This is a genomic window from Pseudomonas sp. yb_2 (assembly GCF_043103905.1).
GTDB lineage: Bacteria > Pseudomonadota > Gammaproteobacteria > Pseudomonadales > Pseudomonadaceae > Aquipseudomonas > Aquipseudomonas alloputida.
This window is the reverse complement of sequence record NZ_JBICKH010000082.1, coordinates 62770-82870: the sequence shown is the minus strand read 5'-3', so window position 1 is coordinate 82870 and position 20101 is coordinate 62770. Positions and strand designations below refer to the sequence as shown.

Below are 20101 nucleotides of genomic sequence, written 5' to 3'. Positions count from 1 at the left end.
AGCCATCAATCCAGCTTCAGCACCTTGGCCAGGACGATCTTGGGCCCTTTCATCTTCTTGATGATGATGCGCAGCCCTTCGACCTCCAGCACTTCCTCTTCTTCAGGCACGCGCTTGAGCGTCTCGTAGATCAACCCGGCCAGGGTTTCGGCCTCGATGTGGTCAAGGTCGATACCCAGCAGGCGCTCGACCTTGAACAGTGGGGTGTCGCCACGCACCAGCAGCTTGCCCGGCTGGTAGGCAAGAATGCCACGCTCGGTCTTGCGGTGCTCGTCCTGGATGTCGCCTACCAGCACTTCCAGCACGTCTTCCATGGTCAGGTAGCCGATCACCTTGCCATCGGCTTCCTCGACCAGCACGAAGTGCGCGCCGCCCTTACGGAACTGCTCCAGCAACTGTGCCAGCGGCATGTGCCGCGACACGCGTTCGAGTGGCCGGGCAAGGTCCTCCAGGTCGATGGTCTCTGGCAAGTGCTCCAGCTCAGCCAGCTCCAGCAGCAGGTCCTTGATGTGCAGCAGGCCGGTGAATTCTTCGCGCTCGGCGTCGTACACCGGGTAGCGGCTGAACTTGTGGCGGCGCACCAGGGCCAGGATCTGCTTCAGAGGCGCATGGGCGTCGATGCTGATCATGTCCTCACGCGAGTTGGCCCAGTCGACCACTTCCAGCTCGCCCATTTCCACGGCCGAGGCCAGCACGCGCATGCCTTGGTCGCTTGGGTCCTGGCCACGGCTGGAGTGCAGGATCAGCTTGAGTTCTTCGCGGCTGTAGTGGTGCTCATGGTGCGGGCCAGGCTCGCCCTGGCCGGCAATGCGCAGGATGGTGTTGGCGCTGGCATTGAGCAGGTAGATGGCCGGGTACATCGCCCAGTAGAACAGGTAAAGCGGCACGGCGGTCCACAGCGACAGCAGCTCTGGCTTGCGGATAGCCCAGGACTTGGGGGCCAGTTCGCCGACCACGATGTGCAGGTACGAGATGACGAAGAAGGCGACGAAGAACGAGATCGCCTTGACCAGCTCGGCGCTGTCCACGCCGAGATAGGCCAGCAATGGTTCCAGCAAGTGGGCGAAGGCGGGCTCACCCACCCAGCCCAGGCCCAGCGAGGCGAGGGTGATGCCCAATTGGCAGGCCGACAGGTAGGCGTCGAGCTGGTTGTGAACCTTGCGCAGGATGTTGCCACGCCAGCCGTGCTTTTCGGCGATGGCCTCTACGCGTGTGGCGCGCAGTTTGACCATGGCGAACTCTGCAGCAACGAAGAAGCCGTTGAGCAGCACCAGCAGTAAGGCAAAGATGATCATGCCGAAGTCGGCGAATAGCGAGGTGAGGCTAATACCAGAGGAAGGGTCCATGATGGAGTTTTTTCGGGGTCCGTCTTTGAGATAGAGAGAAAAAAAGTGCCAGCTTTTGCTGGCACAGGGGATCCAATGTAGCGGCTGGGGCTGTAAAAGCAAAGGGCAGCGGACTCATTGCGGGCCCAGTGGCAGCCGGCATGCCCGCGAAGGGCTGCGCCGCAGCCCCAATCTCAAGCCTTTTCGTTGGCCAATTGTGCTGGCGGAAAGTGACAGGTAAAGGTGCTGCCATGCCCCGGTACACTGCTGATTTCCAGCTTGCCGCGGTGGCGCATCAGCACATGCTTGACGATTGCCAGCCCCAGCCCGGTACCGCCGGTATTCGATGCACGGCTGGAGTCTACCCGGTAGAAGCGCTCGGTCAGGCGTGGCAAGTGCTTGGCATCGATGCCCACCCCCGAGTCCTGTACCGACAGGTGTGCGCCCTGGGCATCGACCCACCAGCGGATGCGGATGTTGCCTTCGTCCTGGGTGTACTTGACCGCGTTAAACACCAGATTGGAAAAGGCACTGCGCAGTTCCGACTCGCTGCCCTTCAGCTTGACGCCAGGCGCCGCTTCCAGGCTGATGCGCTGGTTGCGCGGCCCGGACAAGGCCTGGGCGTCGTTCTTGATGGCGGCGAGCAGGGCATCGACTGCCACCGGCTGGTTGTCCGATGGGTAATCGGTGGCTTCCAGTTTGGCCAGCAGCAACAAATCGTTGAGCAGGGTTTGCATGCGCGAGCCTTGCTGGCTCATCTGCTGCAGGGCACGGCTCCACCGCGGGTTCACGTCCTCGACGTTGTCCAGCAGGGTTTCCAGGTAGCCGGTGATTACCGTCAGCGGCGTGCGCAGCTCGTGGGACACGTTGGCGACGAAGTCCTTGCGCATCTGTTCCAGCTGGTGAATGCGGGTGACATCGCGCACCAGCATCAGGTGTTCATTGTTGCCGTAGCGGGTGATGTGCAACTGCACTCGCATGCGGTCATTGATCGGCGAAGGGATTTCCAGCGGTTCGAGGTAGTTTTCTGCCTCGAAGTACTCTTTGAAGAGCGGGTGGCGCACCAGATTGGTCACTTGCTGGCCGCCGTCCTGTGGGGTCTTGAAGCCCAGCAGAGTCTCGGCGGCGCGGTTCCACCATTCCAGGTTGCCGTCGCTGTCGAGCATGATCACCGCGTCACGCAGCGCAGCGGTGGACTCCTGCACCCGGTCGATCACTGCCTGCAGGCGGCCCCGTACGCGCTGGTCGCGGCGTTGCAGGTGGTAGATGCTATCGAATACCTCGCCCCACAGGCCGTAGCCATCGGGCGGTGCTTCGTCGGGTTGGTGATTGCGCAGCCAGTCGTGCAAGCGCAGCAGTTGCTTGAGGGTCCAGCCCAGATAGAGCGCCAGGCCAATGGCCAGGCTCCAGCCGTAGTAGCCGCTGACCAGCCCGCCGATCAGGCAGACGGTAATCAGCAACAGCAGATGGCGAATCAGGGTTGCGTGCCAGTTCTGGTTCAATTGACGGTCCTTGTACAACGACGTGCAGCTTGGCGCTCGGGAACTCGATCAGCTCTTGGTCGAGAAACGGTAGCCAGTGCCCCGGACGGTTTGTACCAGATTCTCGTAAGCTTCACCCAGTGCCTTGCGCAGGCGACGGATGTGCACGTCGACGGTACGTTCCTCGACATAGACGTTGCCGCCCCACACCTGATCCAGCAGTTGGCCGCGGGTATAGGCGCGCTCCTGGTGGGTCATGAAAAACTGCAGCAGGCGGTATTCGGTAGGGCCCATCTCGGCCGGCTTGCCGTCGATGGTCACACGGTGGCTGATCGGGTCGAGCAGCAGGCCGCCGACCTCGATCGGCGCCTCGCTGTCGCTCGGGCCAGTGCGGCGCAGCACGGCTTTCAGTCGCGCTACCAGTTCACGCGGCGAGAACGGCTTGGTGATGTAGTCGTCGGCGCCCACTTCCAGGCCCTGGATCTTGTTGTCCTCTTCACCCTTGGCGGTGAGCATGATGATCGGGATATCGCCGGTCAGTTCGTCGCGCTTCAGGCGGCGGGCCAGCTCGATGCCGGAGGTGCCCGGCAGCATCCAGTCGAGCAGGATCAGGTCCGGTTTGCGGTCGACGATGATCGCGTGGGCCTGTTGGGAGTTTTCCGCTTCCAGGCAGTCATAGCCGGCCATTTCTAGGGCAACGGCGATCATCTCGCGAATGGGCGCTTCGTCGTCGACGATCAGAATGTTCCTGCCTACCATGCTCAAAACCTCTCCTGGATTCGGTGTCTTGGCCCGCATTAGATAACGGAATTATTGCAGCTGTGTGACAGGGTGTTGGCCGTTCTGGCGACATTCCGTGACTGAACTAGGCTACAGAGGGCCGCTTTGATGGCAATCCGAACTCATTTCCCCCCGAAACAATGGTGAATCCAATGACACGACATACGCTGAGCTGGATGGCCCTTTTCACTGCGTTGGCGCTGCCGGGGGTGGCGTTGGCCCACCATGCCATGGAGAAGGATGGCATGTGGGTCGATCATGCCGGCATGACCCTGTACACCTTTGACAAGGATGCGGGTGGCAAGTCGATGTGCAATGGCGAGTGCGCCAAGAACTGGCCACCGTTGATGGTCAAGAAAGAAGACGAAGCACCGAAGGATAAATGGACCCATGTAACGCGTGACGACGGTTCGATGCAGTGGGCTTACGACGGCAAGCCGCTGTATACCTTCATCAAGGACAAGAAGGCCGGTGACATGACCGGTGACGGCATGAAAGACGTCTGGCACGTTGCCAAGCCATGAGATAGCAGGGGCCGCTTTGCGGCCCCAAACTACTCAGCGCAACGCGTAATCCAGCACAACTCCGATAAACACCAGCATCCCTGCCCAGTGGTTGTGCAGAAATGCCTTGAAGCACGATTCCCGGTCCAGCTTGCGCGTTGACCAGTATTCCCAGGCAAAGCACGCCGCCGCACCCAGCAACCCAAGGTGGAACCAGCCACCCAGGTCGAAGCGGCTACCGGCCAGCAACAGGCAGCCCAGCGACAGCAGCTGCAGGGTCAGGATGATGCTGCGATCAGCGTCGCCGAACAGGATCGCGGTGGATTTCACGCCAATCTTCAGGTCGTCATCGCGGTCGACCATGGCGTAGTAGGTGTCGTAGCCTACCGTCCACAGCAGGTTGGCGATATACAGCAGCCAGGCGCCGGCCGGCAGTTCACCGCCAGCGGCTGTGAAAGCCATGGGAATGCCCCACGAATACGCCGCCCCCAGCACCACCTGCGGGTAGTAGGTGTAGCGCTTCATGAACGGGTAGCAGAACGCCAAGGCCACCGCCCCGAACGACAGCCAGACAGTGCGGCTGTTGGTGCACAGCACCAGCAGGAAACTCACCCCGACCAGAATCGCGAACAGTGTCAGCGCCTCGCGTGGCCGCACCCGGCCGCTGGCCAAGGGGCGGTCTGCTGTGCGCTTGACGTGGCCGTCAACCTTGCGGTCGGCAAAGTCGTTGATGCAGCAGCCGGCCGCGCGCATCAGCACCACACCAAGGCCGAAGATGAGCACATTGGCCAGGGTGGGTGACCCATTGCCGGCAATCCACACTGCCGACAGGGTCGGCCACAACAGCAGGTAGATGCCTATCGGCCGGTCCATGCGGCTGAGCTGGACGAAGTCCCAGGCCCGTGGGTGCAGGCGGTTGAGCGACTTGAGCAGTTGCAGGTACATCAGCGGTTTTCCTCCTTGGCCGCTTGCCACAATGCCGGCAGGAACACTTCTGCCACCAGCAGGTCCAGGCCGTTGCGCTCGAAGCGCGAGCGGCGGCCCCAAAGCGCCGCATGTGCAGCTTCGGACGGCAGCCAGGCCTGTGGATAAGTGCACACTTCGAGTGGATGACGGATGAACGCCTGGTCGCAGAACAGCAGCTCGCCCAGCGAGCGGCTGCCCAAGGTTTCCAGGTCCAGGCCACCACGTTCCAGGGCGCTGCGGCTGGCCACGCTGCGGGCGAATACCCAAGGTTGGCCATGGCCGCGCAGATACACTTCGCGCACCCAGCCTTCGGCGCCGGCAGCGATGCCCAGCGCCTGGCATTCGTCATCGCGCAGCGGCTGCCAGCCCTCGAACAACGGGGTGACGGAAAAGTGATCAATGGACAGACGGGTCAGGCGGCGGGTCAGCGAGCCCTCGTCGAACAGCCAGTCAAGGGTGGGCTGGTCGATGTCGGTCGCCAGCTGTGAATACGGCAGCCACGCGACAGCGGCTGCTTGCGGGGATTCGTACGACACGTCGGTATGCTTTGTTACAGCCAGAGAGGCGGCGAGCTTAGCATGATTGCCCCAACTGCTTGCATACTGGCGGCAGGGCCGCTACAAAGCCCCCACGCATTGCGCGCTGGCCCTGTGCGCGGGCAAGCCCGCCAGGCCTGCGCGGTCACTGTAGGAGCGGCTTGCCCGCGAAGAGGCCATCAGCAGCAACACAAGCCCCAGCCTGAACCGAGGAAATAGACCTGATGAAAAAGTGGCAATGTATTGTCTGTGGCCTGATCTACGACGAAGCCGAAGGCTGGCCCGACGACGGCATCGCCCCCGGCACCCGTTGGGAGGATGTGCCTGAAGACTGGCTGTGCCCCGACTGCGGTGTCGGCAAAAGCGACTTTGAAATGATCTCCATCGGTTAATCGAGGAAAGCACGACATGACGTCCCCTGTGGTAATCATCGGTACCGGCCTTGCGGGCTACAACCTGGCCCGTGAATTTCGCAAGCTCGATGCGCAGACGCCGCTGTTGCTGATCACCGCCGACGATGGTCGTTCGTACTCCAAGCCGATGCTTTCCATGGGCTTTGCCAAGCAGAAGGACGCCGACGGCCTGTGCATGGCCGAGGCGGGCGCCATGGCCGAGCAATTGAACGCCGAGATCCGTACCCATACCCGTATCAGCGGCATCGACCCGGGCCACAAGCGGCTGTGGATCGGCGAAGAGGCCGTGGAATACCGCGACCTGGTGCTGGCCTGGGGGGCGCAGACCGTACAGGTGCCGATCGAGGGTGACGGCGGCCATCTGGTATTCCCGATCAACGACCTGGAAGACTACGCACGCTTCCGTGCTGCCGCCGCTGGCAAGCAGCGTGTACTGATCCTCGGTGCCGGCCTGATCGGCTGCGAATTCGCAAACGACATGAGCCTGGGCGGCTTCAAGGTCGACGTTGTGGCGCCGTGTGAACAGATCATGCCGACCCTGCTGCACCCGGCCGCTGCGGCGGCTGTGCAGGGTGGGCTGGAGGGCCTGGGTGTACGCTTCCACCTGGGGCCGGTGCTGACCCGTCTTCAGCAGGTGACTCAAGGCCTGGAGGCGCACCTGTCGGACGGCAGCGTGATCGCCTGCGACCTGGTGGTTTCGGCCATCGGCCTGCGCCCACGTACCGACCTGGCTGCCGCGGCCGGCCTGCAGACCAACCGTGGCGTAAGCGTAGACCGCGAGCTACGTACTTCACACGCCAACATCTTTGCCCTTGGCGACTGTGCCGAAGTCGATGGCATCAACCTGCTGTACGTGATGCCGCTGATGAGCTGTGCCCGGGCGCTGGCGCAAACCCTGGCCGGCAAGCCGACGGCAGTTTCCTACGGGCCGATGCCTATCACCGTGAAAACCCCGGCCTGTCCGCTGGTGGTCTCGCCAGCGCCACAGGGCTGCGAAGGCATCTGGCAGGTAGAGGGGCAGGGCAGTGACCTCAAGGTGCTCTGCCTTGATGCCGACGGCAAGCTGCTGGGCTACGCCCTGACCGGAGCGGCGGTGATGGAGAAGCTGGCGCTGAATCGTCAGTTGCCACCGGTTATGGCGTAAATAGCGCGCGTTCTGTCGGATTTATCCTGTTGTTGCCTGCACAATGGCCGCCCAGATACTGGCGCGGCCCCTGAGCTCGTGCCATTCTCACTCCCGTCTGCCGCAGATTAGAGCCTGCGGTGCCTTGAGCGCTGCTCCCAGAGGCAGCACGGCATAACAACAAGAATTCCGTCAAAGAGGCTTCACTATGCGCAAACCAGAACTCGCCGCCGTCATCGCCGATAAGGCTGATCTGACCAAGGAAAAGGCCAATCAGGTTTTGAACGCGATTCTCGACAGCATCACCGGTGCCCTGGACAAGGACACCGTGACCCTGGTCGGTTTCGGCACCTTCGAAAAACGTCATCGCGGTGCGCGTACCGGCAAGAACCCGCAAACTGGGGAACCGGTCAAGATCAAGGCCAGCAATACCGTGGCCTTCAAGCCTGGCAAGAACCTGCGTGACAGCGTTAACGCCCCCGCCAAGCCAGCCAAGAAAGGCAAGTGATCGCTCTCTGACAACCCAGTGTCGGCCAAGCGGGCGCCCCAAGGCGCCCGTTGTGCTTTCTGCAGGCAAAATGTTTCGAACTTGCATAAATAGTTCTGGAAAAGGATAAACTGCGCGCCTTAGTCACTTTTCATTCGAGGCGCGTTGATGAAGTTCCGCTTTCTTCTCTGGGCCATGGGGCTGTTGATGGCCAGGGCCAGCCGTAATAACCCCGCATTCCAGCAGCAGCTCAAGGGCAAGGACCTGGTGTTCCAGATGCAGACCCTGGACGGCAAGGTCGCCCGGCACTTCATCGTCAACAACGAGCGCATCAGCAGCAAGGGCGGCGCGCACCCACAGCCGGCATTCGCCATTGCCTTCAAGGACGCCGCCTATGGCTTCGCCACCATGCAGGCGGGTAACAAGCAGCTGGCGTTCATGCAAGGGATTCAGGACAAGCACATCCAGATCAAGGGCAACCCGGCGCTGGTGATGTGGTTCCAGGGGTTGATGAAATACCTGAAACCAAAGAAGAAAGGCTGAAGCCCGACGGGGATGATGACGCTTTACCTGTGGGAGCGGGCGTGCCCGCGAAACAAGCGACGCGGTGCATGGCACCGGCTTCGCCGGTGTTCGCGGGCAAGCCCGCTCCCACAGTCCAAAATCGCGCCAGCTGTTAGAAATTGAGCAAGACAGTTGCTCCCGCAGGCTATGTGTTAATGCTTAATGCGGTGCATGGAACTGCGAAGCCAGCTCACGCAACAGGTTCTCGGCCTCGAGCACCTTGTTCACCACATCCTCGGCCTTGTCCCGGGTAATGCTCAGGCGTTCCAGCAGTTCGTCAGGTATCTCTTCCTGCGGCCCTGAGCCTATACCTCGCGAGCGCAGCAGGCGGGTGGCCAGGCACACCAAGTTGGGGAACGCGAAATATTCGCCGTCGTAGGCCGGATCGTGCTGGAAGCGCAAGGCAGTCGACAGCTCTTCTGGCATGTCCCACAGCTTCATCAGCCAGGCACCGATCTGTTCGCGGCTGATGCCCAGCAAGTGTTGCTCCACATAGGTGTGGTTCAAATGCGGGTTGACCTCAAGGTGGCGGCAAATCAGCGAGAAGTGCGGCGGGAACACGTGCGCCAGCAGCAGGTAGCCGAAGTTGTGCAGTAGCCCGGCCAGGTAGGTCAGCCCGGCCTCGGGGCGTTCTGCACGAGGCATGGCGCGGGTGAGGCCTTCGATGATCGCGGCGGTGTAGATCGATTGTTGCCAGTAGGGCGTGGCCTGCTGCGGTTGGTCTTTGGGTAGGCTCAAGGTCTTGCCCAGCGCCAGGCCCAGGGCCAGGTTGATCACCAGGTCGAAACCCAGCACACGCACGATGGCGTCTTCCACCGAGCGGATCTTGCCTGGCGAACCGTAGTAGGGCGATGCAGCCCAGCTCACCACCTGTGCCGCCAGCGCCGGGTCGGTTTCGACCACGCCGGTGATGTCGTCGATGCTGGCGTTGGGATCTACCCGCAGCTTGATGATCTTCTGCGCGGTGTCGGCGAGCGGTGGAATTTCGATGGTTTCTTCCAGGCGTTTCTGAATGCGTCGGGCAGTGAAGGCCTGGACCGCATCGGTGATTTCCCGGGTGTCGTCATCGGGGCGGTCGAGATTGGGACTGATCGCTTCGACTTGCTGGCCGAAGCTGCTGGCGCTGGCCTTGGCCAGCATGCGCTTGAAGTGTGCGCGTTCGATTTCCAGCAACAGGCCGGCTTCGCCTGACTGGATAAAGACAGTTTCAGCGTCGAGCAGGCTCTTTTCGTACTGACATGGCGAGCTGGTCAGCGCCGGGATGCCCGGCAGGGCCTTGAGGTGGTGCTTGTCGAGCATCTGCTTCAGGCGCGGCACCGACACGGCGGTCAGCTTGCGCCCGGTCAGCTCGGCCAGCCGGTTGAGGTCCAGCAGGTGGCTCTGCGGGAACAGCACCATGAGGGCGCCGACCTCGTCGTCGAGAAGGACAGCCTGCACCCGCGAAGCCGCAGGCAGGTGCGAGTGTTCGACCACCTGGCGGTAGGGCACGCCGAGTTTGTCGAGCAGCAGCCTGATGACGGAGGGGGCGTGTGGGGTTGCGGTGTCCAGGGCAACTTCAGTCATGGTCCGTATCCACTGTATCTTTTAAACGCGAAGTATAACCAGCCTGCGAGCAAATCTGGATCCATTCTGGGACTAGCGTCACACTTGGCCATATTGTTGGCCGTGGCGCAGCCAGCGGTCCAGCAGCGGGCTGACGTGTTCCGGCCAGCGTGATACCAGAGCCTGGGCCGCGTCGCGCACGGCCGGCAGCAGGTCGGCGTCGCGCATCAGGTCGGCGACCTTGAACTGCAGCAGACCGGTCTGGCGGGTGCCGAGCATCTCGCCCGGGCCACGCAGTTCAAGGTCTTTTTCGGCGATGATGAAGCCGTCGTTGGTCTCTCGCATGATCCCCAAGCGCTCGCGGCCGATCTGCGACAGCGGCGGGTGGTACAGCAGCACGCAATGGCTCACGGCGCTGCCCCGGCCAACCCTGCCACGCAGCTGGTGCAACTGCGCAAGGCCCAGGCGCTCGGGGTTCTCGATGATCATCAGGCTGGCGTTGGGCACGTCCACGCCCACCTCGATGACCGTGGTGGCGACCAGAAGCTGCAGGTTGCCAGCCTTGAACTCGGCCATGATCTCGGCTTTTTCTGCCGGTTTCATGCGCCCATGGATCAACCCCACCTTCAGTTCACCCAGCGCACTGCCAAGCTCCTCATAGGTGCTTTCGGCGGCCTGGCAGGTGAGTTCTTCGGACTCTTCGATCAGCGTGCATACCCAATAGGCCTGGCGCCCCTCGGCGCAGGCGGCGCGTACCCGCTCGACCACTTCGAAGCGGCGGCTGTCGGCCACCAGCACGGTGTTCACCGGCGTACGCCCTGGCGGCAATTCGTCGAGCACCGAGGTGTCCAGGTCGGCGTAGGCGCTCATGGCCAGGGTGCGCGGAATAGGCGTGGCGGTCATGATCAGTTGGTGCGGGCACAGCTCGCCGGACACGCCCTTCCTGCGCAGGGCCAGGCGTTGCTGCACGCCGAACCTGTGCTGTTCGTCGATGATCGCAAGGGCCAGGTGCTTGAACCTTACCTCTTCCTGGAACAGTGCGTGGGTGCCGACCACCATGGGTGCGCCGTTGGCGATCTGCTCCAGGGAGGCGGCCCGGGCCTTGCCCTTGAGTTTACCGGCTAGCCAGGCGACTTCGATGCCCAGCGGTTCCAGCCAGCGCTTGAAGGTAATGTAGTGCTGCTCGGCGAGAATCTCGGTGGGTGCCATCAATGCCACCTGGTAGCCCGCCTCCAGCGCCTGCAACGCCGCCAGTGCAGCGACAACGGTCTTGCCGGCACCCACGTCGCCCTGCACCAGACGCATCATCGGTTCGTGCTGGCTAAGGTCGTAGGCAATTTCGTTGGCTACCCGCTGCTGCGCGCCGGTCGGCTGGAAGCCCAGGTTAGCCAGGTATTGCGCCTGCAGGCGCGTGGCCTTGGGCAGTACCGGCGCACGCAGGCTGCGCAGGCTTTCGCGCAGGCGTTGCTGCGACAGCTGATGGGTCAGCAACTCTTCGAAGGCCAGGCGGTGTTGAGCCCAGTGCTGGCCTTCGGCGAGCTCGTCGAGGTCAGCATCGGCCGGCGGGTTGTGCAGGTAGCGGATGGCTTCGTCCAAGGGTGCCAGCTGGTAGTCCCGGGCAAGCTCGTCAGGCAGCCAGTCGGGCAGGCTACGCGGGCCAAGCAGCGCAAGGCTCTGCTGGCACAACAGGCGCAGGCGTTGCTGGGTAAGGCCTTCGGTGGACGGGTAGATCGGCGTCAGGGTCTGTTCCACCGGTGGTGGTGGCTCGTTGCCGTTCAGCGCACGGTACTCCGGGTGGTAGATCTCCAGGCCCGAAGCGCCGGGGCGGGCTTCTCCGTAGCAGCGCAGGTGGGTGCCCCGCTTCAGGCCCTCCTTCTGCGCGTTGCTGAAGTGGTAGAAGCGCAATGTCAGCACACCGCTGCCGTCGCCCAGGCGCACCACCAGGCTGCGGCGCTTGCCCATGGTCACATCGGCACCACTGACCACACCCTCGATAACCGCGTCCTGGCCGGGACGCAGTTGGCCGATTGGCACCACACGCGTACGGTCCTGGTAGCGCAGGGGCAGGTGGAACAACACGTCCTGCAGGTTTTCCAGGCCGACCTTGGCGAGTTTCTCCGCCATAGCCTCGCCCACGCCTTTCAGTACTGTGACCGGGACCTTCGACAGCTCACTCATGACTCAGGCCGGTTGTTCCGCAGGGTTTTTGGCGACCGAGCACAGGCGGATCGAATCGGCGAGGATCTCGATGGCCTTTGGCCGCGGGAAGCTGGCGCGCCAGGCGATGGCGACCGTGCGGAACGGTGCCGGTGCCGTCAGCGGGCGCACTTCGATGACGCCGGGGGCATAGTGATGGCTGTGCACTGCCGACAGCGGCAAGATCGATACGCCAAGGCCGGAAGCCACCATGTGACGGATGGTTTCCAGCGAGCTGGACTCAACCGTGGTGTGCCGTGAGCCTTCACCCCCCTTGTTCAGGGTAGGGCAGGCTTCCAGTACCTGGTCACGGAAGCAGTGGCCCTCACCAAGCAGCAGCAGGCTCTTGTCGTTGAGCATGGCGGTGTCGATGGTCTTCTTCGCCGTCCATGGGTGGTCGGCAGGCATCAGGGCGCAGAACGGTTCGTCGTATAGCGGTAGCGTCAGCACGTCGGCTTCGTTGAACGGCAGGGCGATGATCACCGCGTCCAGTTCACCATTGCGCAGCTTTTCGCGCAGTACGTGGGTGAAGTTTTCTTCGATGTACAGCGGCATTTGCGGCGCTACGCGGTGCAACTGCGGGATCAGGTGCGGGAACAGGTAGGGGCCGACGGTGTAGATAGCGCCGACCTTGAGCGGAGCGGTCAGCTGATTTTTGCCGGCCTGGGCCAGCTCGCGAATGCCTTGGGCCTGCTCCAGTACCTTCTGCGCTTGGGCGACGATGTTTTCGCCGACCGGGGTCAGACGGACTGCGCTTTTGCTGCGCTCGAAGATCAGAACGCCAAGCTCGTCCTCGAGCTTCTTCACACCGACCGACAGGGTGGGTTGGCTCACATGACAGCGCTCGGCGGCATGGCCGAAGTGCTGTTCCTGGGCGAGTGTGACGATGTAGCGTAATTCTGTGAGGGTCATAACGTGCGTCCATGAAGTTGCGAGCCCAGCATAGCGGCTGCAATTGATAGACGCACGTTATCAGACTTGCCGAATTGTGACAGAAACAAAAGTCTTAGCGGCGGTCCAGTGAGTAGACGAACGGTGCCACGACTTCAATCGTGCCATTGTTCAGCAACTCGGGTGGCGGCTTGGGTACCGTGCCGGCCCGACGGATCATTTCCAGGGTCGCCCGGTCCAGTGCGGCACTGCCCGAGCCACCGGCCATGGAGTACGACACGACCTTGCCTTCGGCGTCGACCACGAAGCGCAGGCGGTTCATGCCTTGCAGGCCGCGACGGCGCGCGTCTTCCGGGTAACGCTTGTACTTGGCAAGGTGGCGCAGCAGGTCGCTCTGCCAGGTTGGCAAGGCGTTGCTGTTGGACGCAATGCTCGGTGCCGGTGCCGCGGACTTCTGCGGTGGCGAGTTGCTGGGCGGTGCGTCCACCGTTTGCTCGGTGGGCGGTGCTTCCTTCGGCGGCTCAGGCTTTTTCTCGGGCTTGGGCGGCTGGGGCTTGGCCTTCGGCTTGGGCGGCTTGGGGATGGCGATCTTGGGCTTGGGCGCTTCTGCCAGCTTCGGCAACGGTGGTTCCTCGACCGGGGCCGGTGGCTGCGGAGCTGCCTTTGGGGGTGGTGGTGGCGCAGGCTCCGGCAACGGTGCCAGTTCGACCATCATCGCTGCCGGGGGCAGCTCGATGGCCTGTGGCACCGACCAGTTGAGCGTCAGCAGCACGGCGACCACGTGCACACCCAGCACGATCGCCAGGCTGCCACCGTAGCGCGCCATGTTAGAGCGCGTTTTCATCATTTCTTGGCTGCCGTCTCGAGACCTACCAGACCGACTTTCAGGTAGCCGGCCGCGCGCATGTTGTTCATCACTTCCATCAGGTCGCCGTAATCCACGCCTTTGTCAGCCTGGAAAAAGATGGTGGTTTCCTTGTCACCCTTGGTCTTGGCGTCGAGCATCGGGCCAAGCTGGTCGGGTGCAGCAACCTGATCGTCGCCGACATACAGCTTCTGGTCGGCCTTGACGCTGACGAACACCGGTTTCTCCGGCCTTGGCGCCGGTTTGGCGGTTGAGGCCGGCAGGTCGACCTTGATGTCGACCGTAGCCAAGGGAGCGGCGACCATGAAGATGATCAGCAGCACCAGCATCACGTCGATGAACGGCGTAACGTTGATTTCGTGGTTTTCGGCGAGGTCGTCGCCACCTTCGTTGAGATGCAGGCCCATGGCTTACCCCACTTTCACCATGTGCGGGGCGGCGCGCTCGCTACCCTGGTGGTCCAGATCACGGCTGACCAGCAGCAGTACCTGGGCGGAGGCATCGGACACCTGCGCCTTGTAACCGGCAATGGAGCGGGCGAAGACGTTGTAGATGACCACGGCCGGGATTGCCGCGACCAGGCCCAGAGCAGTGGCCAGCAGCGCTTCGGCGATACCTGGGGCAACGACGGCCAGGTTGGTGGTCTGGGTCTTGGCGATGCCGATGAAGCTGTTCATGATGCCCCATACGGTACCGAACAGGCCGACGAACGGCGCGGTGGAACCGATGGTCGCGAGGACGCCGGTGCCGCTGCTCATGGTACGGCCGCTGGCATGCACCAGGCGCTCCAGACGGAAGCTGACGCGTTCCTTGATACCTTCTTTTTCGCGAGCGTTAGCCGAAAGACGCATCTCTTCGAGGGCGTCGTGGACCAGGGTGTGGGCCAGGGTGCCTTCCTTGTTGGTGACCTCGCTGGCTTCTTTCAGGGTGGTGGACTTCTTCAGCTGGGCGATTTCACCACGCAGGCGACGCTTGGCGCCCATCAGCTCGAAGCCTTTGGCAATCCAGATGGTCCAGGTGATGATGGAGGCGATGGCCAGGCCGATCATGACGATCTTCACCACGATGTCGGCGTTCTTGTACATGCCCCATGGGGACAGGTCATGGGCCATTCCCAGCGAGGTGTCTTCGACCAGGGCTTGAACGCTCGGGTCTGCTGCGGCCGGGTTGCTGGCAGTGGCATCAGGCGCCGGAGCATCCGCCGGGGCAGCAGCAGGTGCGGCCGGGGCAGTGGCAGCAGCAGGTGTGGCGGCGTTGGTGGTTGGCTCATCGGCCATGGCCACCGGGGCCAGCACCAGGCTAACTGTCAGCGCGGCGATGGCGCGCCAGGCGCGCGACGGGGTTGGCGAAGCGGAAGGTTGAGTACGTGTCATGCTGGCCGGACCTGATGAAGAAAAAAGTGAGCGTTCTCCAAGGCCTCGATGTAGGCCGAGAACAATTTGGCGGTCATTATTGCAAGTAATTCTTGTTAACAAAAGTAATATTGTAGCTTTTTTCGCCTATGGTCTAGCCGCCCATCGTGTAGCGTGGCCAAGCTGATTAATTGGTCTAGGGAGTTTAGAGATGTCAGACCTTTCCGTGATGGTGGTGGGTTGTGGTGATGTGGGTGGGCGTCTGGCCAGGCAGATGTTGGCTAAAGGCTGGCAGGTGAGCGGCCTGCGCCGTTCTGTTGGTCAGCTGCCCGCAGGGGTTCAGCCGGTTGCCGCAGATTTGGCCGAACCGTCGATACCGCAGGCCTGGCCACAGGGCCCGCTGGACTACCTTGTGTACTGCGTGGCGGCCAGCCAGCACGATGAGGCGGGTTACCAGGCAGCCTATGTCGATGGTTTGCGCCATGTGTTGGCCTGGTTGGCCGAGCGTGGCCAACGCCCGCGCCGGCTATTGTTCGTCTCCAGCAGCAGCGTGTATGCGCAGAAGGACGGCGAGTGGATAGCTGAGGGCGCTGCCACCGAGCCCGAGGGCTATTCCGGACGGGTGATGCTGGAGGCTGAACGGTTGGCACTGGCCAGCGGCATCCCGGCGAGCGTGGTCCGCCTGACCGGTATCTATGGCCCAGGGCGCGAGTGGTTGCTGAGCCAGGTGCGTCAGGGTTACCGCGTTGCCGAGGAGCCGCCGCTGTATGGCAACCGCATTCATGCCGAAGATGCCGCCAGCCTGCTGGCGTTTCTGCTGCAGGCCGATGCTGATGGCAAGGCTCTAGACGACTGCTACATTGGCGTCGATGATGACCCGGCGCCGCTGGCCGATGTGGTGGCCTGGCTGCGGGCGTATATGGGCGTTACCGAATGGTCCGATGAGCAGCGGGTGCGGCGTACTGGTAGCAAGCGTTGCAGCAATGCCCGGGCGCGGGCGCTGGGTTGGGCGCCGGTATATCCGAGCTACAAGGAAGGCTACGCCGCGATCCTGGCAGGAAAAGCCTAGCTGGCAACTGGCGCGATGCCTTGTGGGAGCAACTGTCTTGCTCAATTTCTAAAAGCTGGCGCGATCCCTGTGGGAGCGGGCTTGCCCGCGAACACGGGCGAAGCCCGTGCCATCCACCGCGGTGTCTTCTTCGCGGGTAAACCCGATCCTACAGGGACCGCGCATCATCTCAGCTGCGCTCCAGCGTCCACTGACGCTTGCCCGCTGCCAGCTCTGGCATTTCATCCGGCTGTGCACGGTTCACTGCCTGGAAAATCTCCAGCTTGTCACCATCGCGCTTGATGATGAACGGTGCACCACGCTGGTTGCGCTCCAGCCACAGGCTGTCATTGTTGCCACCCATGGTCGCGCAATCACCCGCCAGGCACAGGGCGAAGCGGTCCGGCCCCGGTAGGCCGGTGACGTTGCCGGTGTCGCTGAAGCGCACGCTGGCGCCCTTGCCTTGGCCTTCGACGATCTTCCAGTTACCACCCAGGTAGGCCTGGTAAAGCGCTTTCTCGAAGCTGCTGCCCAGTGGTGCATTGGCTGCAGCCTGCGCCTTGGCGCGCACGAAGGTTTGCTTGGTGCCGTTCTGGTCGACGGCCAGCAGCTCGTCGCCATCGAGCGAAAGCTGCTCGGTCTGGCCGCCTTGGAAACGGGCCTGCCATTGCTTTTCATTGGCGCTCAGCTGGCCGTCGGCGGCCTCGAAACCATTGCTATAGCTAGCTTGCTGATTGGCCACGTCGAGCTTCCACTCGAACACTGGGCCGTGCTCATTCAGCGCCTGGCGCAGGCTGCCGGCTTTGACCGCCGCAGTGATGGCTTCCTGGTTGATCCAGATGCCGTTGAAATCTTCGGGTTTGTGGCTGGTGCAGCCGCCCAGTAGCAGGGCTGCCAGCGCGAAGGGCAGTGCTTGACGCATGACGGGGTAACCTTGCAGAGGAAGGAGGGTGACGGGCAGGGCCCGTCACCAGGGCATCATTCGATGACCAGGATGGCGTCCATTTCGACCTGGGCGCCTTTCGGCAGTGCGGCAACGCCGATGGCGGCGCGGGCCGGGTAGGGCTGTTCGAAGTAGCGGCCCATCACCTCGTTTACCTTGGCGAAGTGGCTCAGGTCGGTGAGGAAGATGTTCAGTTTCACGATGTCCTTGAACGAACCGCCAGCAGCTTCAGCCACGGCCTTGAGGTTCTCGAACACCTGCACGGTCTGGGCTTCGAAGCCTTCGACCAGCTCCATGGTCTTCGGGTCCAGAGGGATTTGGCCCGACATGTACACGGTGTTGCCGGCCTTGATCGCCTGCGAGTAGGTGCCGATGGCGGCAGGGGCCTTGTCGCTGTTGATGACGGTTTTGCTCATGATGACTCCTTGCGGTTGGCGGACTACGTACGCATGCGGGTGATGCGGACCACACCGGTCAGGGTACGCAGCTTCTTGATCACACGCGCCAGGTGCACGCGGTCGTGCACGCTGACCACCAGTTGGACCACGCTGATACGGCCGTCGCGTTCGTCCATGCTGATCTTCTCAATGTTGCCGTCGGCGGCGTTGACGCTGCTGGCCAGCAGGGCGATCAGCCCGCGCTGGTGTTCCAGTTCGACACGCAGTTCGACATTGAACTCGCCAGTGATGTCCTTGGCCCAGGAGAGTTGCACGCACTTTTCGGGGTTGTGGCGGATTTCACTGATGTTGCGGCAGTTCTCCAGGTGCACGACCATGCCCTTGCCGGCCGACAGGTGGCCGACAATCGGGTCACCCGGGATCGGCGTGCAGCACTTGGCGTAGCTGAGCACCAGGCCTTCGGTGCCGCGGATCGCCAGTGGGCCTTCTGGCGCCGGCAGCTGTTCGCCTTCGGCCGACAGCAGGCGGCGCGCGACCACGTAGGCCATGCGGTTGCCCAGGCCGATGTCTTCGAGCAGGTCTTCTATGAGCTCCAGGCGGTACTCGGCGAGAATAGACTGGATGCGTTCCTGGGGGATTTTCTCCAGGCTGCTGTCGAAGCCAGTGAGTACCTTGTTCAGCAGGCGCTCGCCCAGGCTGATGGACTCCGAGCGGCGCTGTTGCTTGAGCGCGTGGCGGATATTCGTGCGTGCCTTGCCCGAGACCACAAAGTTGAGCCATGCCGGGTTTGGCCGAGCGCCCGGGGCGCTGACGATTTCCACTGTCGAGCCGCTTTGCAGCGGTTCGGACAGCGGCGCCAGGCGGCGGTTGATGCGGCACGCGATGCAACTGTTGCCGACGTCGGTGTGCACCGCGTAGGCGAAGTCGACGGCCGTGGAGCCTTTGGGCAACTCCATGATCCGGCCTTTGGGCGTGAACACGTAGACCTCGTCCGGGAACAGGTCGATCTTCACGCTCTCGATGAATTCCAGGGAGTTGCCGGCACGTTGCTGCAGTTCAAGGATACCCTTGACCCACTGGCGGGCGCGCGCGTGGCTGCCCTTGGGCTGCTCGTCGTCGTTTGACTTGTACAGCCAGTGCGCGGCGATGCCGTTGTTGGCCATCTCTTCCATTTCGCGGGTGCGAATCTGGATTTCGATGGGCACGCCGTGCATGCCGAACAGGGTGGTGTGCAACGACTGGTAGCCGTTGGCCTTGGGGATCGCGATGTAATCCTTGAAGCGTCCGGGCAGCGGCTTGTACAGGTTGTGTACGGCGCCGAGCACGCGGTAACAGGTGTCAACCTTGTCGACGATGATGCGGAAGGCATACACGTCCATGATCTCGTTGAAGGCACGGCGCTTGCCGCGCATCTTCTTGTAGATGCCATAGAGGTGTTTCTGCCGACCGCTGACTTCGCCCTCGATGCCGTCGGCGGCCAGGCAGTTGGCCAGCGAGTGCTCGATCTTGGCGACGATCTCTTTGCGGTTGCCGCGCGCGCTCTTCACTGCACGATGAATCAGCGACGAGCGCATCGGGTGCATGGCCTTGAAGCCAAGGTCTTCGAACTCTACGCGCACGGTGTGCATCCCCAGGCGGTTTGCGATGGGGGCGTAGATCTCGAGGGTTTCCTTGGCAATGCGCCGGCGCTTTTCGCCAGACAGCACTTCCAGGGTGCGCATGTTGTGCAGGCGGTCGGCCAGCTTGACCAGGATCACGCGGATATCGCGGGCCATGGCCATGGCCATCTTCTGGAAGTTTTCCGCCTGCGCCTCGGCCTTGGTCTCGAAATTCATCTGGGTCAGCTTGCTGACCCCATCGACCAATTCGGCCACGGTCTCGCCAAACTGCTGGCTGAGGGCTTCCTTGGCGATGCCGGTGTCTTCGATCACATCGTGCAGCATGGCCGCCATCAGGCTCTGATGGTCCATGTGCATGTCGGCGAGGATGCTGGCCACGGCCAGCGGGTGGGTCACGTAGGGCTCGCCACTGCGGCGGCGTTGCCCATCGTGGGCCTGTTCGGCGTAGAAATAGGCACGCCGAACCAGGTTGACCTGTTCGGGGCCAAGATAGGTCGAAAGCCGTTCGGCCAAGGCTTCTATACCCGGCATGGGTTCACCTCCTGCCGAGGAAGAGGGCCTTGCGCCGTACGACGTCGACCTGGCATCAATCAGACAGCCTCGTTGTTCTCGTCCTCGAACGCGGCGAACACCGGATCCTCGGTGACGATCTCTTCAGCGGCGATGAACTCGTTGGTGACGATGCCTTCGGCAATTTCACGCAGGGCAACAACGGTTGGCTTGTCGTTTTCCCACGCAACGCGTGGCTCTTTGCCGCCGGTCGCCAGCTGGCGAGCGCGCTTGGTCGAGAGCATGACCAGCTCAAAGCGGTTATCCACGTGTTCCAGGCAGTCTTCAACAGTTACGCGGGCCATGGTCTTCCTCAGTAGCAATTGCGGTGGGCGTGCAGCCCATTAATGGGCAGGCGGACTCGATAGTATAAAAATTCACCAGCCAATAGGGAAGCGCTGTTTTGCCGGGCGGTACCTGCAAAACCAGCGATGCCTTCTTCGCGGGTGAACCCGCTCCTACAGTGGCCGCGTAGCTTGTAGCGGCGGGTTTACCCGCGAAAGGGCCGGAACAGACACCC

21 protein-coding genes are annotated in these 20101 nt (G+C 62.5%); 6 read left to right on the top strand and 15 right to left on the bottom strand.

Annotated features, from left to right (window positions below; translation table 11 throughout):
• Window positions 1-5: 5 nt before the first annotated feature.
• The 3 genes from ACF8FB_RS23080 to phoB all read right to left on the bottom strand — a co-directional run bounded on the left by ACF8FB_RS23080 (window position 6) and on the right by phoB (window position 3565).
• Window positions 6-1346, bottom strand: a complete 1341-nt coding sequence (locus ACF8FB_RS23080) for a hemolysin family protein (protein WP_392512092.1) — start codon at window positions 1344-1346, stop codon at window positions 6-8.
• A gap of 173 nt (window positions 1347-1519) precedes the next feature.
• Entirely contained in the window at window positions 1520-2827 is a 1308-nt protein-coding gene (phoR, locus tag ACF8FB_RS23075; RefSeq protein WP_020190122.1) for a phosphate regulon sensor histidine kinase PhoR, read from the bottom strand.
• Window positions 2828-2875: 48 nt separating this feature from the next.
• Window positions 2876-3565 carry a phosphate regulon transcriptional regulator PhoB gene (gene phoB, locus ACF8FB_RS23070; protein WP_003253341.1) on the bottom strand — a complete coding sequence of 230 codons (690 nt, stop codon included), beginning with the start codon at window positions 3563-3565 and terminating at the stop codon, window positions 2876-2878.
• A 173-nt stretch (window positions 3566-3738) separates the two neighbouring features.
• On the opposite strand from phoB, the gene ACF8FB_RS23065 reads away from it, so the two are divergent.
• The gene (locus ACF8FB_RS23065) at window positions 3739-4110 is read left to right on the top strand and encodes a hypothetical protein (RefSeq protein ID WP_020190123.1); all 372 of its coding nucleotides are present in this window, start codon (window positions 3739-3741) and stop codon (window positions 4108-4110) included.
• Between the two features lie 33 nt (window positions 4111-4143).
• Here ACF8FB_RS23065 and ubiA read toward each other — a convergent pair whose 3' ends face one another.
• A complete protein-coding gene (gene ubiA / locus ACF8FB_RS23060; protein WP_004575206.1) occupies window positions 4144-5034 on the bottom strand; it encodes a 4-hydroxybenzoate octaprenyltransferase in 891 nt (296 codons plus the stop codon).
• Window positions 5034-5591: a chorismate lyase gene (locus ACF8FB_RS23055; RefSeq protein WP_010955810.1), complete on the bottom strand. Its 558-nt coding sequence runs from the start codon at window positions 5589-5591 to the stop codon at window positions 5034-5036. Before ACF8FB_RS23055 ends, ubiA begins: the two co-directional genes overlap by 1 nt.
• A 224-nt stretch (window positions 5592-5815) precedes the next feature.
• Here ACF8FB_RS23055 and ACF8FB_RS23050 point away from each other — a divergent pair, with 224 nt between their 5' ends.
• From ACF8FB_RS23050 to ACF8FB_RS23035, 4 genes are all read left to right on the top strand, one after another.
• Window positions 5816-5983 (top strand): rubredoxin, encoded by a 168-nt coding sequence (locus ACF8FB_RS23050; protein ID WP_003253349.1) that lies wholly within the window; start codon window positions 5816-5818, stop codon window positions 5981-5983.
• 16 nt (window positions 5984-5999) lie between these two features.
• The gene (locus tag ACF8FB_RS23045; protein WP_392512089.1) at window positions 6000-7148 is read left to right on the top strand and encodes an NAD(P)/FAD-dependent oxidoreductase; all 1149 of its coding nucleotides are present in this window, start codon (window positions 6000-6002) and stop codon (window positions 7146-7148) included.
• A 187-nt stretch (window positions 7149-7335) separates the two neighbouring features.
• Complete coding sequence (locus ACF8FB_RS23040; protein ID WP_003253355.1) at window positions 7336-7635, top strand: HU family DNA-binding protein; 300 nt, start codon at window positions 7336-7338, stop codon at window positions 7633-7635.
• A gap of 147 nt (window positions 7636-7782) precedes the next feature.
• The gene (locus tag ACF8FB_RS23035; protein WP_010955807.1) at window positions 7783-8157 is read left to right on the top strand and encodes an SCP2 sterol-binding domain-containing protein; all 375 of its coding nucleotides are present in this window, start codon (window positions 7783-7785) and stop codon (window positions 8155-8157) included.
• 180 nt (window positions 8158-8337) lie between these two features.
• On the opposite strand, the gene ACF8FB_RS23030 is transcribed toward ACF8FB_RS23035, so the two are convergent.
• The 6 genes from ACF8FB_RS23030 to exbB form a co-directional block, all read right to left on the bottom strand.
• Entirely contained in the window at window positions 8338-9741 is a 1404-nt protein-coding gene (locus ACF8FB_RS23030) for an aminoacyl-tRNA deacylase and HDOD domain-containing protein (protein WP_010955806.1), read from the bottom strand.
• Window positions 9742-9819: 78 nt separating this feature from the next.
• The gene (gene recG, locus ACF8FB_RS23025) at window positions 9820-11898 is read right to left on the bottom strand and encodes an ATP-dependent DNA helicase RecG (RefSeq protein WP_392512087.1); all 2079 of its coding nucleotides are present in this window, start codon (window positions 11896-11898) and stop codon (window positions 9820-9822) included.
• Window positions 11899-11901: 3 nt separating this feature from the next.
• The gene (locus ACF8FB_RS23020; protein ID WP_003253362.1) at window positions 11902-12828 is read right to left on the bottom strand and encodes a hydrogen peroxide-inducible genes activator; all 927 of its coding nucleotides are present in this window, start codon (window positions 12826-12828) and stop codon (window positions 11902-11904) included.
• Window positions 12829-12922: 94 nt separating this feature from the next.
• Window positions 12923-13654 (bottom strand): energy transducer TonB, encoded by a 732-nt coding sequence (locus ACF8FB_RS23015; protein ID WP_010955804.1) that lies wholly within the window; start codon window positions 13652-13654, stop codon window positions 12923-12925.
• Window positions 13651-14079, bottom strand: coding sequence for a TonB system transport protein ExbD (gene exbD, locus ACF8FB_RS23010; protein WP_003253367.1), 429 nt, complete (start codon window positions 14077-14079; stop codon window positions 13651-13653). The genes ACF8FB_RS23015 and exbD overlap by 4 nt, the downstream gene beginning before the upstream one ends.
• Window positions 14080-14082: 3 nt before the next feature.
• Complete coding sequence (exbB, locus tag ACF8FB_RS23005; RefSeq protein ID WP_392509867.1) at window positions 14083-15045, bottom strand: tonB-system energizer ExbB; 963 nt, start codon at window positions 15043-15045, stop codon at window positions 14083-14085.
• A gap of 190 nt (window positions 15046-15235) precedes the next feature.
• On the opposite strand from exbB, the gene ACF8FB_RS23000 reads away from it, so the two are divergent.
• Window positions 15236-16093, top strand: coding sequence for an NAD-dependent epimerase/dehydratase family protein (locus ACF8FB_RS23000; protein ID WP_064493086.1), 858 nt, complete (start codon window positions 15236-15238; stop codon window positions 16091-16093).
• Between the two features lie 169 nt (window positions 16094-16262).
• Here ACF8FB_RS23000 and ACF8FB_RS22995 read toward each other — a convergent pair whose 3' ends face one another.
• Genes ACF8FB_RS22995 through rpoZ form a run of 4 tightly spaced genes read right to left on the bottom strand, consistent with a single transcriptional unit; the run spans window position 16263 to window position 19886 of the window.
• Window positions 16263-16994 (bottom strand): lipoprotein, encoded by a 732-nt coding sequence (locus ACF8FB_RS22995; RefSeq protein WP_010955801.1) that lies wholly within the window; start codon window positions 16992-16994, stop codon window positions 16263-16265.
• A 56-nt stretch (window positions 16995-17050) separates the two neighbouring features.
• Complete coding sequence (locus tag ACF8FB_RS22990; protein WP_009684531.1) at window positions 17051-17431, bottom strand: RidA family protein; 381 nt, start codon at window positions 17429-17431, stop codon at window positions 17051-17053.
• A 23-nt stretch (window positions 17432-17454) separates the two neighbouring features.
• A complete protein-coding gene (gene spoT / locus ACF8FB_RS22985; protein WP_010955800.1) occupies window positions 17455-19563 on the bottom strand; it encodes a bifunctional GTP diphosphokinase/guanosine-3',5'-bis pyrophosphate 3'-pyrophosphohydrolase in 2109 nt (702 codons plus the stop codon).
• A gap of 59 nt (window positions 19564-19622) precedes the next feature.
• A complete protein-coding gene (rpoZ, locus tag ACF8FB_RS22980) occupies window positions 19623-19886 on the bottom strand; it encodes a DNA-directed RNA polymerase subunit omega (protein ID WP_003253383.1) in 264 nt (87 codons plus the stop codon).
• Between the last annotated feature and the right edge of the window lie 215 nt (window positions 19887-20101).